Below are 13566 nucleotides of genomic sequence, written 5' to 3' on the forward strand. Positions count from 1 at the left end.
ATCTACCCGTTCATTTTCGTCATGCTTGAGGCTCAACCTGCAGAATGGATTTCTTTTGCGCAATTGCGGTTATCGACCCATTATCGGAGTAAATGCTGAATTTATTCAAGAGGCTGATCAATCCGTTCAGAAATCTGCCGGGGTTGCTGCTTAACCGGAAAAACCGCCGGAATAAAAATCCCAGGGTTGCATATTGTCCTGCACGGCGGACTTCCAGGACTTCGAAACATTCTCCAAGGATTCTGCGAATTGTCTCCGGCGACCAATAGAAGACATGCTCCGGCAGCTTGAACGACACCCAATTTTTTCCGGATACTTTTGCGAGCGCGCTTGTCGGGTCGGGGGTGGTGATGGCAAGCACGCCCCCGGTTTTCAAAATTCGATGGATCTCCTGAAGGAATTTCTTTGGTTCATAGATATGCTCGAACGTGTCGAATGCAACAACGAGGTCGAAAATTTCAGGCGCGTATCCCGCAGAATCGATCAAGCCGAGCTTGACCCGGTCGCCCCATGTCTTTTGCGCCTGTGTCACAATGTAATCGGATGGGTCGAGCCCATAGACATCGAATCCCATACGTTGGGCGGCGGTGAGGAAAAACCCCGGACCGCAGCCGATGTCCAATGCCTTGCCCGATGATTTGTAGGGGGCGATTTGCTTGAGCCGTAACCTGAAGGTCTTTACCCAATTATCGCTGATCTCCATATACTCGTCATATCCCTGACCTGATATGTTAGAGTTGTAATAGGCTTCATCTTTATACAGGTTGAGGATCGCCGTTTCTGTGAGCCGGGGTGAGAGGTAATTCAATCCGCACGTGGAACAGGCGACGACTCTGTACGGGTTAAAGTCATAGCGGGTGACTGCTGAGGCGGAAGGTCCGCAGATTGGGCAGGCGGCAGTTTCGAGGTCGGGGGAAGAGGCGGTGTAGGTCATTTTCGAAGGATGCCTGCAAGGTCGCCGCGGTCTTTGCGGGCGAATGCCTTCAACAGGCTTTTATTCAACTGGATCAGTGAGACCAGGACGATCAGCACACCCGCCAATGCCAGCATCGGGTCGCGGATGGCGGCGGGGATGAACCGAAGGAAGATGATATACGACACCTTGTCAAGCGCAGGCTGAAGAATGACGGGCGAGAGGATCTTTGCAAAGCCGATACCTGCAAGGAAAACACCCAATACAAAGAAGATCATCCAAAATTGAGTGCCTGCGCTTGGTTCGAGCCATCGCCAGAAACTTGCGCGAAAATAAATTTTCAACGTGTCGATAAACGTGGCGAATAGGGAACCGAACTTCATGCGTCCCATGCCACCTTTACGGACGTAGGAAACCTCGACGGGGTATTCCACGATCTTGTAACCAAACCGAGAGGCAGCGACAAGCAATTCGAGATCGAAGGCGAACCGGCTGACGCTCATGCGCGGGATGGCATTCTCCAGCACTTCCCGTTTGAACGCTTTGATGCCGGTCTGCGTGTCTGTAATACTAAGATCGAAAAGTAGTTTCACTGTATTACGGTAAAGCGCGCTCATCATCCTGCGCGGAGCGGGGAAGCGGTTGATTGCCTGGTCTTTTACTCCGGCGACCACATCGGCGTCCTGTTCCTGCATGGCGGCGAGCAATTTTACTATGTAAAGGGGGGCGATCTCGAGATCGGAATCGAAGAATACGATAGATTCTCCGCGTGCTTCGGCAAAACCGCGAAACAAAGATGCGCCTTTGCCTTCATTCTTCTGCAGCCGGATCGGTTTTATATTGCGGCGGACTTTTGCAGCGCGTTTGCATTCCGCGAGTGTTGCATCTGTACTACCGTCATCGACCACGATGATCTCTGCGTATCGCCCTTTCAAAGTGTCGCAAATGGCGAGCAGGTTCTCGTAGATATGCGAACCTTCGTTATAAGCCGGCACAATGATCGATAGGCGGATGGTTTTTCTTGTTTGGGATTTAGACATTTGGGAATTTCAGGGCTTGATGGTGAATTCGATCGAATTCGAGCGCACCGGTGTCTTCCCGAAAGAATCCACGATCGGGACTTCGCGGCTGACCGCCTCAAGCGTACAACGATAAGTTCCCGGCTCCATTTGGATGATGATATCGCCTTCGCTTTTTTCTGCGGGAAATGTGTACGATTGAACGGGCAAGGGTGAAAAACTGTCCGCTGTCGGAGAAAAATCCTCATCCGTCGTTGCCGCTACGACATCGACGAAGACCGCCATGAAAGTCGACGGATCGTCGTTAAAGGGCCGGTTTATGGCGGCGGTATTGAGACCTGTAGGTGCATGGAAAGGACCCAACCGCTCCCAGACCCATTCATTGATTTTTTCGTCGTCGATGTCGCCGAATGGGTACGCCTCGCCGTTCATGCTGATGAACCCGGGAGAGTTGTCCACGACCCGTTTGTAGGAACGAACCCAGATATAAACGGGTTTTTCTTCGGTGACTTCGAAATCGAAGAGAGTTGGTTGGCTGTTGTAATTATCCATTAGGAAGCCTTCGCCCAGCCAGCCGTTCGCGAAGGAGGTTTCCGTCTGCCAGCCCGGGGCAGGATTGAGAGTTTCAGCTTCAATCCAGGTACGGTCGATCTGCAAGGTTTCGCATGCCATCGAAACTCGATTCGCTGACCCTTGCGACAACTCCCAATTGAAAAGCGCCGGGGATTTCTCCTCAAGAGTCAATACGGTGCTGATGCAGGCGGGATTATCGAGCGCGTCGGCATCCAGGTCGACCCGATAAAAATATACGCCATCCAGCCATCCGGCTCCCGGGTAACATTTACGGAGGGCTGCTGTCAGGTCGTCGCGTTTTTGCCTGTCGTTCAGGGTCTGTTTATCCAGGATGATGGAGCGGGATGACCGGTCGCTCATCGAACTTAGATTCGGAAGAATTTCCTCCAGCGCAACATTCTTGTACGAGTCGCTGATCTGTTCGTGAGAGAGATTCTTCATCATGAACAATTCGATCATTTGATATTCGTTATTCAGCGCCTCGTTCGCCTGTGGAACGGACGCGAGCACGATGAGATTATCTTCGCTGGCAACTTCACCTGCCATTTCCGCCACTTCGCGCCGCATCTGGCGATCTGCGAAGTCGAATACTTCGTTGAAATAGATGAAGAGATTGAAGATGGGAAGCCAGATCAAAACCGCCAAGGACACCGCTGCCACAACTGGTTGGAAGTTCCTTCCCAATGCGCGGAGAGATTCACGGCTAAACACGTACATGCCTACGGCAACGAGAATATAAATAGCGGGCAATGCAGGGTAATACACGCGACCAAATGGGGAATGAGCGACTATCGGGACTGGGAAGATGAACAGGAGCACCCAGATCACGGACCAGAGAGAGAGCCGCCGCCGCAGGGTTGCCAACAGGGCGATGAATCCAAATGTCATCCATGGAAGGAGAAATGCGTTGAGCAGCGGTCCATTTCGATTGTAAAGAAAATCTTCGGAGAGATGCACATACCAGCTCGAGAAAACGCGCTGGAAATGTTCCCAAAAAATCTCAAATCCCTTGTCCCAGCCCCGGCTGTCGAGTTCGTAATAATTGAGCCTGCCTGTCATATAAGGGACGATGAACGGCATGACGAGCAGGGCGGGCGTAAGCATTGCCATGACGTTACGAAAACCGTCGCGGAAATCGTCTTTCTGACGAATCGCCTCAATGATCGTGATGATCAGCATCACCAGACCGAGCGGCCATACCGTATCGTAAGTCATGAGACCAAGCGCAAGCGCGACCCCGGCGATGGCATAATTTGTCCAATGTTTTTTATCAAGCGCCCAACTCAATAGAGCCAAAGCCAGAAGGGGCCAGATCTTTACATGGCTTTCCACATTTGCCAGGCGGCTGGCGCTGATATCGAATATGGATGCGCTGAGAAGCCAGGATGCAAGGAGCGCTATCGGCATGGCTCCAATGCGCCGGAGGAGCAGATAAAAGATGAAGGTGCCGAAAATGCTGAAAAATGCGACCTCAAACCTTGCCGCAAAGAGCGAGGGTCCCAGCAGGCGATGAAAGATGGTTTGCATGTAAAAACTGACCGGCAGGGCGTCGCGGTGATACAGACCGTTCGAGTCGGGTTCGCCGCGCAACCCAAGCCACACCACCTCCGCCGTCCATTTTGCCTCATCGCCTTCGATCCCATAGGGAAGGAGTTTCAATTCGAACATGCGCCCGAATGTGGCGAGAGCGAGGATCAGAAGGACCAGGACCACCTCCCGGTTTTTTGAAAGGGAGTGCGGTCCGTCGATGTCTGCGGATAGATCGCGGTTGTTGATCAAACTCCAAAAAAGGAATCCGCCTGCTGCTAGGAGATAAAACGCAATGCCCAGGGATAACTGGACTTGACCCGACACCATCCATTGAGCGCTACCAGCCAACGCCAGGCAACTCCATAGCAGGGAGGTTTTTGCTTTTTGAGGCGAGCGTTTTATCAATGCGAAGACTGCCAGACCCAACACGAACAGACCCGTCAGCAGATTGCTTGTTGTGGCCGTCTCGTGGTAAAAAAGCAGCAAATGATTTCGCTGCCAGTGTACGAAGAAGAACGGGCTTCCCGGCGCGCCGGGTGTTTTTGGGGTCTCGCCGGTCATTTGTACGGGAGCGGAAACCAGGGCATAGATCAAAACCCCAAGGATTACGCCTGCAAACATCAGTTCGCGGTTGTATGTCTTCAGAAAGGAGCGGAACTTGGTATTGAAATCTATTAAGATGGGCGTGGGGTCGACCTGGATTTCAGCATTGGGGATTTCAGCCTCAATTGGATCTCTCCACCTGGAGCGGCGCGCCACACCCAACAGAACCAGGCTGACTACCAGCGCCACGAGAGTTGGAGCCAAAGACCAGAAAGGGGTGATTTCCATAACTCTTATTTCATTCCCAATTCAAGCCTTGAAATGACCAGCCTTTGAATCTCACTGGTCCCTTCATAGATCTCCGTGATCTTCGCATCGCGGAAATACCGCTCCACGGGCAGTTCCCTGCTGTAGCCCATGCCGCCATGAATCTGCACCGCCTGATGGGTCACGTACATTGCTGTCTCAGATGCAAATAACTTTGCCATGGAAGCTTCCAGCGAATACCTGCCTTCGGTTCCCTTCGACTTCTCTTTTGCAAGAGCGGCATTGTAGATCAACAAGCGGGAGGCTTCGATGCGCGTTTTCATATCCGCAAGTTTGAAGCCGGTTCCCTGGAATTGACCGATGGGCTGACCGAACGCTTCGCGCTGCCCCGCATATTCTCTTGCCGCTTCATAAGCCGCTTCGGCGATGCCCAATGCCTGGGTGGCGATTCCAATTCTTCCTGCGTCCAGAACCGTCATGGCAATTTTAAATCCTTCCCCTTCTTTGCCGAGCAGGTTTTCGGCAGGGACGCGACAATCTTCAAAGATCAATTCGCTGGTCGCTGAAGCGCGGATGCCCAGTTTCGGCTCTTTCTTTCCGCGGGTCAAACCCGGCGTTTTCCCTTCCACGAGAAAGGCAGAAACACCTTTTTGTTTTTTGTCCGGGTCGGTCATTGTGAAAACGACGAAATAATCAGCGACGGGTCCGCTGGTGACCCAGGATTTGCGTCCATTCAGAATGTAATAATCTCCATCACGGACAGCGCGGCTGCGCATCGTCCCGGCGTCGGATCCACTTTGGGGTTCGGTAAGGGAGTATGCTCCGATGGCTTTGCCGGAGGCAATGGGGGTCAGGAATTTTTTCTTCTGGTCTTCCGAGCCGAATTTTAGAATGCCATGACAATAAAGGGAGTTGTTCACCGACATGATCACGCCGTGCGAAGCGTCCACCTTGCAGATTTCCTCGAGCGCCAGTACATAAGCCAAGGCATCCATGCCCGCACCGCCGTATTGTTCGGGAATTTCGATGCCCATGAAACCCAATTCGCCCATCTTTTTGATGGTTGCCTGAGGGAACTCGCCGCTTTCATCGAATTCGGCGGCGATTGGCGCGATCTCTTTTTGCGCAAAATCGCGCGCGGCATCTCGCAACATTTTGTGCTCGTCGGTCAGGGGAAAGATTGGAAGATCGGTCACAGGTTCCTCCGGTTAGGTGCAGGAATTATACCGTGATGCGTGGATGGGGGATTCAGCGTAGGAAAACATCGGAGCGCGGGAGCAGGTCCGGGCGGGGGAGAGGCGGCTGTCGGTATCGGAATTTTCATATTGACGGCGTTAACAAACAAGTTATAATCCGCAAACTTCGACATATGTCATCGTCGCGCTGTCAGTTTCGGATATCAGACAATTAAATTGGGTTCCGAAAAGGCGGCGATTTTTTTTATCAGATGGCAGGTCGAATCGAATCCATTCAACTCAAAAGGAGAGAGAGTATGAAATCAAAGTGGTTCGTATTGTTCAGCGTCCTGATCCTCGCCAGTCTGATGGCCTCCGCGTGCGGCGGCGGGGCAGGCGGCGCCGCATCCGGCGGTCCTTTGCAGTCCGTCGGCGAAGGTGAGGGTGCCCTTTCCATCGTTTCATGGGCTGGCTACATCGAGCGCGGTGAAACCGATCCGAACTTCGACTGGGTGACCCAGTTCGAGGCGGACACCGGTTGTATCGTCACTAACAAGACCGCAGCGACTTCCGATGAGATGGTCGCGTTGATGAACGAGGGCGGCTTCGATTTGGTGACCGCATCCGGCGATGCATCCAACCGCCTGATCGCTGGCGGACGCGTTCAGGAAATCAATATCAGCCTGATCCCCAGTTACAGCACGATCGATGAGCGATTGCAAAACGCGCCCTGGCATACCGTGGACGGAAAGCATTACGGGGTGCCTTACTCCTCCGGTGAAAACATCCTGATGTACAACACCGAGGTCTTTGGCAATGAACCGCCAACAAGCTGGAATGTAGTCTTTGAAGAAATGACCCTGCCCGACGGCGAATCCAACAAGGGACGCATTCAGGCCTACGACGGTCCGATCTATGTTGCGGATGCCGCCCTCTACTTGAAGAGTGCCCGCCCTGAACTCGGCATCACCGATCCCTACGCTCTGACCCGCGAACAGTTCGACGCAGCCATTGAGTTGCTCCGCCAACAGCGCACCCTCATCAACCGCTACTGGCACGATGCCTTCATCCAGATGGATGACTTCACCAACGAAGGCGTTGCGGCTTCCGGCTCCTGGCCCTTCCAGGCGAACCTGCTAAAGGCTGGCGGCGCGCCGATCGAGAAGGTCGTTCCGAAGGAAGGCGCGACCGGCTGGGCGGATACCACCATGTTGCATGTGGATTCCGCGCATCCCAACTGCGCTTATATGTGGATGGAATGGTCCTTGAACCCCAAGGTACAGGGTGACTTGGCGGCATGGTTCCAGAATGTCCCCGTCCGCCTCGATGCCTGTGAGGGCAACGAACTGCTCGGCGCCGATGGATGTGTCAACAACGGCTTGAACGACTTCGACAAGATCCAGTGGTGGCGCACTCCCACCAGCGACTGCGGTGACGGCCGCATGGAATGCGTACCCTACCATGAGTGGGTTACCCAGTATGTTGCCGTGATCGGCGGACGCTAACTCGTATAGGAAAAAGCATCAGGCGGGATGTCTCTCGCCTGATGCTTTTCTGGATCCTGGTTTCGATATTCGTCTATTGACCTATGCTCATTTTCTTTCGATTTAGAAGATTGGCATAGTTCAATAGATTTTCCTTGATACAATGAAATGCCATCCCTCCAAATATTAGGATTCCCCCATGGCCCAACAGACCCCACCTGCCATCAAGTTTGACAAAGTGAGCCGTCATTTCGGAGAAGTAAAAGCCGTGGATGGAGCCGATCTCGAAATCCGCGACGGCGAATTCTTTTCCATGCTGGGTCCTTCCGGTTCCGGCAAGACAACCTGCTTGAGGATGATCGCGGGATTCGACAGGCCGACCGCGGGTCAGATCTTTCTTTACGGGCAGGATGTCTCGAACCTGCCGCCTTATGACCGCGATGTCAACACGGTCTTTCAGGATTACGCCCTCTTCCCTCACATGAGCGTGTCGGAAAATATCGCATATGGGTTGATGGTTAAGAAAGTTGCCAGGCCAGAGCGGATAAAAAAAGTGGACGAGATGCTGGAACTCGTCCAGCTATCCGGCTTTGGCGGACGCAAACCTTCCCAGCTTTCGGGCGGACAAAGGCAACGCGTCGCGCTTGCCCGTGCCCTGATCAATCACCCCAAGGTTTTGCTTCTCGATGAACCGCTCGGCGCATTGGACCTCAAGCTTCGTCAACAAATGCAGGTGGAGTTGAAAGCCATCCAGAAACGGGTGGGTATCACCTTTATTTTCGTCACCCATGACCAGGAAGAAGCGTTGACCATGAGCGACCGGATCGCCCTGTTCAATCAAGGCAGGATCGAACAGATCGGTACCCCGGCTGAAATTTATGAGCATCCGAAAAGCGCTTTCGTTGCCGGTTTTGTCGGCACATCCAACCTTGTCCGTGGGGATGTGGCCAGACGCATTATCGGCGTGGACGTTACCTTTTCCATCCGCCCGGAAAAGATCCACCTCGGAAACATCCACGAGAATGCGCCGACGGATAGTTACTCTTCTGACGGCACCATCCGCGACGTGGTCTATCTAGGTTTGTATACGCGTTATCTTGTCGAGCTTGACGGCGGCGGCGACCTGGTGGTGATCGAGCAGAATCTCAAGTCCACTTCGATGGACGTGTTGAAGAACAAGGGACAGCGCACGCGCCTGCATTGGAGTAAAGAGCACATCAGCAAGATGGCGGCTTGATCCATGTTGAATAAGATTTCCACGTATTTGTACCTGCGCCCCAAACTGGTCCTTTGGCTCACGCTCGGTCCTCCCCTTGCGTATATGATCATCGTGTACCTGGGCTCGCTTTTCAACCTGTTGATCAACAGTTTTTATTATCTCGAGCAATTCACGGGGTTGATCGTCCGGGAGTTCACCCTAAGTACCTATGCCCGTACGCTCGAACCCGCCAACCTGGAAATTTTTGCCCGCACCACATTGATGGCGATCGCGGTGACCGTAATGGATGCGATCATCGCCTTTCCGCTCGCGTATTACATCGCCCGTTTTACCCCTCCAAAACTAAAGACCTGGCTTATTATCGCCGTCACATTGCCGCTTTGGTCAAGTTATCTCGTTCGTGTGTATGCCTGGAAACTGATCCTTGCCAAGGAAGGCATCCTTTCATGGTTTATCAACCTTTTGGGATTGCAAGGCGCGTTGGATTGGCTGCTCGGCATTCCTGCGATCGGCGGTTCGTCCCTCGCTCTCTCACCGCTCGGCATGTTCATCGTCTTTGCCTATATCTGGCTCCCCTATATGATCATCCCGATTCAGACTGCGCTGGAACGCGTGCCGCATTCCCTTGTGGAAGCCTCCAGCGATCTGGGCGCAAAGCCCCTGCAGACCTTCCGAACCGTAATTCTTCCGCTTGCCTTTCCCGGCGTGGTGGCGGGATCTATCTTTACCTTCTCCCTGACGTTGGGCGATTTCATCATCCCGCTCAGCCTCGGAAACTCAAAGTTCTTTATCGGTCAGGCGGTTTATTCCTACCAGGGCACCGCCGGTGACATTCCGCTTGCCGCCGCCATGACCATGGGTCCTGTTGTAATCATGATCATCTACCTCTTGATCGCCCGGAAAATGGGAGCTTTCGATGCCCTCTAATTCTTCATCCTCGACTCCAAAGGCTCCGCTCGCACTAACCATCGCCGCGTATGCCGGGTTGTTATTCCTGCATGTCCCCATTCTGATCATCTTCCTCTATACCCTGACGCCCGATGAAACAACTTATACGTTCCCTTTGCCCGGGATAACATTCAAGTGGTTCGGGATCGCGCTCCAACGGGCCGACTTGTGGCGTTCCGTCACACTTTCGCTGCAGGTTGCCGCCATTGCGACCTTTGCCGCCCTGATTCTTGGGTCTCTTGCAGCGGCGGCTGTCTATCGAAGCAATTTTTTCGGACGGGAATCCATATCCTTTCTGCTCGTCCTGCCGATCGCACTGCCCGGCATTGTCACCGGAATTGCGTTGCGCACCGCCATCGGCGGGTTCGACATTCCATTCTCCTTCTGGACCATCGTCATCGGTCATGCCACGTTTTGTGTGGTGGTTGTATATAACAATGTCCTTGCCCGATTCCGCCGGATGCAAGGCTCGCAGATCGAAGCCTCGATGGACCTTGGAGCGAATTCGTTCCAAACCTTCTGGTATGTCGTTTTTCCGAATATCGCCACAGCCTTGCTGGCCGGCGGAATGCTTGCCTTCGCACTTTCCTTCGACGAAGTGATCGTCACGACATTTACGGCCGGGCAGCAGACCACGCTTCCGATCTGGATCTTCTCCCAACTTTCCCGCCCGCGTGACAGACCCGTGACCAATGTCGCCGCCATGATCGTGATGTTGATCACCTTCCTGCCGATCTTTTTATCCCAACGGTTGACTGCCTCTTCATCGGACACGGAAGGGAATTCGAAATAACCGGAGGGATTATCGAGACAGTCGGCTGGACTGTCTCGATTCGCGCCTCATCCCGGACTTGAAACTGGCCCACGCTCCGATCTGTTCTTGAACCTGAAATGACCCACTCCTACCTAAACCCAAAATGCGAAATCCGCACAAATTCGCGCGGCGGATGCAGTGTTTACACCGTTGTTCCCATCCCCAAGGGCGAACTTGTCTCCATGTGGGGAGGGACGATCGTGCATGAGACTCAATTGGACCGGTCCATGCCGCGTTTTACGGAGCGCGTCATCCAGATCGACGAAGAATTGTATCTCTTGACCGCTGAAGATAAGGAACCGAACGACTGCTTCAACCATTCCTGTGAGCCGAACCTGGGATTCACCGGTCAGATCGGGCTGATGGCGATGCGCGACATCGAAGCCGGGGAGCAACTGACCTTCGATTACGCGATGTCTGATGGAGGCCCGTACGACGAGTTCGATTGTCAATGCGGCATGCCGACCTGCCGCCATAAAGTGACGGGGAACGACTGGAAACGTACCGAACTCTGGTTGAAATACGAAGGTTATTTCTCGCCCTACCTTGCGCGCCGCATCGAAAAACTGCGGAAATGAAAATTTCCTTCCCCCTTAAAATTTATTTTATTGCGGTTATCTTGAGATTGATTCCCGTCTTGCTGACGGTGAACCTCGGCATCGGCTTGGACGATATGTTCCAATACGACATGCTGGCGCGCAGCCTCGCCTCCGGGAATGGGTTCCGCTGGTACGCGCAGAAAGACCTCAAGCTTCTCGAACCGTATATTGATTTCGATCTCTCCTCTGCGCCCGGTTACGACCCGGAAAATGGCATATATACATCCTTTCGCGCTCCTCTTTATCCCGCTTTTCTTGCGATGATCTACTCCTTTAGCGGACTCGACTTTTCCCGTTTTTTTGCCGCACGAATAGCCCAGGTTGTTCTGCTTGGAGCTCCGCTTGCCCCTCTGACATACCTTGTCGCCATACGTTTCTTTTCATTCCTCCGAACCGCCACCGAGAAGATCGCACGTCTCTCCGCATGGATGGTCGCCTGTTATCCCATCCTCCTAGTGTATCCGCTTGGGCTGGGGACGGAAAATCTTTTCTTCATTCTCCTCCTGGCATCATTCTTATTCCTGCTCGAGACCATCGAAACGCCTTCTGCTTTGAATCATCTGCTTGCCGGTTTTTTTCTCGCCCTCACGGCACTGACGCGTTCCGTCGTTATCCCCTTTGTCTGTTTCGTTTTCATTTACCTGTTATACCTGCATCGGATAAAAACCGCGACCGCTCTGTTAGCGTTTGTTTTAATAGTCGCCCCCTGGATGGTTCGTAATTCTCTCCTCCACCAAAAGTTGACCGGAATCGAGACCTCGCTCGGCTACAATCTCTACCTCGGCTATCACCCTGAGGGGAACGGCTCTTTCATCTTTGGTCCCTCTCTCGATCTGCTCACCATCATGGACGACGCCGAACGTGACTCGGTCGGTACGCAGAAGGCGCTGGAATTCATCCGCGCAGAGCCTGAGCGTCTGATCCCGCTGGCGGTCAACCGCCTCGGTTTTTTCTTCGGCTTGGAAAAGCGGGTCTTGATGTATTTCTACTCCAATAATATCCTCGGCTTTATTCCACCGCCTCTTTTGCTTCTTATCTCTGCAATTCTGCTCCTGCCGTTCGTTTTCCTCAGTATCTTTGCCGTGGCGGGATTTGTCTCCCTCGAACGTTCTCCGCAAAAGATTTTGCTTGGCTTGTTGTTCTTTACCTATATCCTTCCGCATGCTTTGATCCTTTCCGAAGACCGCTTTCATCTTGCGCTGATTCCTTATTTTGCCTTTTTGGGGGCTTATGCGATCGATTTGATTCGAGGGGGAGGTTTCTGGAAAACGCACTCCGCCAGATCGTTGACCCTGGTTTCCACAGCCATTTTTCTGCTCTTATTCAATTGGGCGATTGAACTTCACCGCGACGCGGATAAAATTGCCGCCATCCTTGGTCCGAACGGGAACCGGACCCATTTCCCTTATTGAGACGTAAATGAAAAATCTCACCGGCGAAAAACTGAACTTCGATTGGAAGGTCGTAACCGTTACGATCGTCAGTACTCTGTTATTAATGGTCGACCGTTACCATAAGATATTCGAGTACAAATACTACGATCGTGTCCTGCTCTATCTCGTCATTCCGTTGCTGATCACCTTAATCCTCTTCCGCGAAAACCCCCGTGAATTCGGTATGCGGCTCGGCGATTGGAAACTCGGGTTGATCTATTCCGTCGTCGGGATCCTGGTTATGGCGCCGGTCATATACTACCTGGGTCACGGCAACGAATCGATGCGAAATTACTACGAAAAATATGTGACCGGCCTGCCGTGGACGACCTTCCTCGACCTGCTCGGCTGGGAGTTCTTCTTCCGCGGATGGATTTTGTTCGCCTATGCCCGTAAATTCGGTCATGAAGCGCTATGGTTGCAAGCCGTGCCGTTTGCGCTGGCGCATCTGGGAAAACCCGAGGTCGAAACACTCTCCACCATCTTCGGCGGGTTCGCCTTCGGCTGGGTGGCGTGGCGCACGAAATCCTTCATTTATCCGTTCTTGATCCATTGGTTCATCGGCACGTTCATCATCCTTGTTTCTGCCGGAGTTGTGTGACATGACCGAGTATGAAGTCCGCCCTGCTTTGGAATCTGAATCAGCCCGGATCAAAGACTTGATTCACCTGGTGGGAATCAACCCGATGGGCTTGGACTGGAGGCGTTTTCTCGTTGCGGTGGATGGCTCGGGACGCGTGATCGGCTGCGGCCAGGTCAAGCCGCACGGGCAGGACGTCCTCGAACTTGCTTCGATAGCGGTCCCGCCGGAATTCCGCGGAAAGGGTATTGCGCGCAAGATCATCGAAATGCTTCTGGATCGATACCCGCGGCCGTTGTATTTGATGTGCATCGAACACAACGGGCCGATGTATGAGAAGTTCGGTTTTCGCGCCATCGATTACGGCGAAATGCCGAAATATTTCCGGCGCATGAAAAACCTGTTCGATGCCGCCAAACTTGTCCATAAGGTGGACGAGGGATTGCTGATCATGAAGTTGGAGTAGAAT

12 protein-coding genes are annotated in these 13566 nt (G+C 53.1%); 8 read left to right on the top strand and 4 right to left on the bottom strand.

Annotated elements, in window-relative coordinates; translation table 11 throughout:
• Nucleotides 1-19: 19 nt before the first annotated feature.
• The 4 genes from HS100_15915 to HS100_15930 are packed head-to-tail and all read right to left on the bottom strand — an operon-like array spanning nt 20 to nt 5999.
• Nucleotides 20-934 (bottom strand): class I SAM-dependent methyltransferase, encoded by a 915-nt coding sequence (locus tag HS100_15915; GenBank protein MBE7435401.1) that lies wholly within the window; start codon nt 932-934, stop codon nt 20-22.
• A complete protein-coding gene (locus HS100_15920; GenBank protein ID MBE7435402.1) occupies nt 931-1953 on the bottom strand; it encodes a glycosyltransferase family 2 protein in 1023 nt (340 codons plus the stop codon). The genes HS100_15915 and HS100_15920 overlap by 4 nt, the downstream gene beginning before the upstream one ends.
• 9 nt (nt 1954-1962) lie before the next feature.
• Nucleotides 1963-4866 (bottom strand): glycosyltransferase family 39 protein, encoded by a 2904-nt coding sequence (locus tag HS100_15925; GenBank protein ID MBE7435403.1) that lies wholly within the window; start codon nt 4864-4866, stop codon nt 1963-1965.
• A 5-nt stretch (nt 4867-4871) separates the two neighbouring features.
• Nucleotides 4872-5999 (bottom strand): acyl-CoA dehydrogenase, encoded by a 1128-nt coding sequence (locus tag HS100_15930; protein MBE7435404.1) that lies wholly within the window; start codon nt 5997-5999, stop codon nt 4872-4874.
• Nucleotides 6000-6337: 338 nt separating this feature from the next.
• Here HS100_15930 and HS100_15935 point away from each other — a divergent pair, with 338 nt between their 5' ends.
• From HS100_15935 to HS100_15970, 8 genes are all read left to right on the top strand, one after another.
• Nucleotides 6338-7525: an ABC transporter substrate-binding protein gene (locus HS100_15935; protein ID MBE7435405.1), complete on the top strand. Its 1188-nt coding sequence runs from the start codon at nt 6338-6340 to the stop codon at nt 7523-7525.
• Between the two features lie 178 nt (nt 7526-7703).
• The gene (locus HS100_15940; protein ID MBE7435406.1) at nt 7704-8741 is read left to right on the top strand and encodes an ABC transporter ATP-binding protein; all 1038 of its coding nucleotides are present in this window, start codon (nt 7704-7706) and stop codon (nt 8739-8741) included.
• 3 nt (nt 8742-8744) lie between these two features.
• Nucleotides 8745-9650: an ABC transporter permease gene (locus tag HS100_15945; protein MBE7435407.1), complete on the top strand. Its 906-nt coding sequence runs from the start codon at nt 8745-8747 to the stop codon at nt 9648-9650.
• Nucleotides 9640-10464 (top strand): ABC transporter permease, encoded by an 825-nt coding sequence (locus HS100_15950; GenBank protein ID MBE7435408.1) that lies wholly within the window; start codon nt 9640-9642, stop codon nt 10462-10464. Before HS100_15945 ends, HS100_15950 begins: the two co-directional genes overlap by 11 nt.
• 98 nt (nt 10465-10562) lie before the next feature.
• Complete coding sequence (locus tag HS100_15955; protein ID MBE7435409.1) at nt 10563-11063, top strand: SET domain-containing protein-lysine N-methyltransferase; 501 nt, start codon at nt 10563-10565, stop codon at nt 11061-11063.
• Nucleotides 11060-12496 carry a hypothetical protein gene (locus HS100_15960; protein MBE7435410.1) on the top strand — a complete coding sequence of 479 codons (1437 nt, stop codon included), beginning with the start codon at nt 11060-11062 and terminating at the stop codon, nt 12494-12496. The genes HS100_15955 and HS100_15960 overlap by 4 nt, the downstream gene beginning before the upstream one ends.
• 7 nt (nt 12497-12503) lie before the next feature.
• Nucleotides 12504-13118 (top strand): CPBP family intramembrane metalloprotease, encoded by a 615-nt coding sequence (locus HS100_15965; GenBank protein ID MBE7435411.1) that lies wholly within the window; start codon nt 12504-12506, stop codon nt 13116-13118.
• Between the two features lies 1 nt (nt 13119).
• A complete protein-coding gene (locus HS100_15970; GenBank protein ID MBE7435412.1) occupies nt 13120-13563 on the top strand; it encodes a GNAT family N-acetyltransferase in 444 nt (147 codons plus the stop codon).
• The last annotated feature ends 3 nt before the right edge of the window (nt 13564-13566 follow it).

The sequence above is a fragment of the Anaerolineales bacterium genome (assembly GCA_015075725.1).
Taxonomy (GTDB): domain Bacteria; phylum Chloroflexota; class Anaerolineae; order Anaerolineales; family Villigracilaceae; genus Villigracilis.

What these genes read in the sequence shown, in the direction of transcription:
- HS100_15915 (MBE7435401.1), bottom strand. Translation starts at nt 934, where the DNA reads ATGACCTACACCGCCTCTTCCCCCGACCTCGAAACTGCCGCCTGCCCA.
- HS100_15920 (MBE7435402.1), bottom strand. Translation starts at nt 1,953, where the DNA reads ATGTCTAAATCCCAAACAAGAAAAACCATCCGCCTATCGATCATTGTG.
- HS100_15925 (MBE7435403.1), bottom strand. Translation starts at nt 4,866, where the DNA reads ATGGAAATCACCCCTTTCTGGTCTTTGGCTCCAACTCTCGTGGCGCTG.
- HS100_15930 (MBE7435404.1), bottom strand. Translation starts at nt 5,999, where the DNA reads ATGTTGCGAGATGCCGCGCGCGATTTTGCGCAAAAAGAGATCGCGCCA.
- HS100_15935 (MBE7435405.1), top strand. Translation starts at nt 6,338, where the DNA reads ATGAAATCAAAGTGGTTCGTATTGTTCAGCGTCCTGATCCTCGCCAGT.
- HS100_15940 (MBE7435406.1), top strand. Translation starts at nt 7,704, where the DNA reads ATGGCCCAACAGACCCCACCTGCCATCAAGTTTGACAAAGTGAGCCGT.
- HS100_15945 (MBE7435407.1), top strand. Translation starts at nt 8,745, where the DNA reads ATGTTGAATAAGATTTCCACGTATTTGTACCTGCGCCCCAAACTGGTC.
- HS100_15950 (MBE7435408.1), top strand. Translation starts at nt 9,640, where the DNA reads ATGCCCTCTAATTCTTCATCCTCGACTCCAAAGGCTCCGCTCGCACTA.
- HS100_15955 (MBE7435409.1), top strand. Translation starts at nt 10,563, where the DNA reads ATGACCCACTCCTACCTAAACCCAAAATGCGAAATCCGCACAAATTCG.
- HS100_15960 (MBE7435410.1), top strand. Translation starts at nt 11,060, where the DNA reads ATGAAAATTTCCTTCCCCCTTAAAATTTATTTTATTGCGGTTATCTTG.
- HS100_15965 (MBE7435411.1), top strand. Translation starts at nt 12,504, where the DNA reads ATGAAAAATCTCACCGGCGAAAAACTGAACTTCGATTGGAAGGTCGTA.
- HS100_15970 (MBE7435412.1), top strand. Translation starts at nt 13,120, where the DNA reads ATGACCGAGTATGAAGTCCGCCCTGCTTTGGAATCTGAATCAGCCCGG.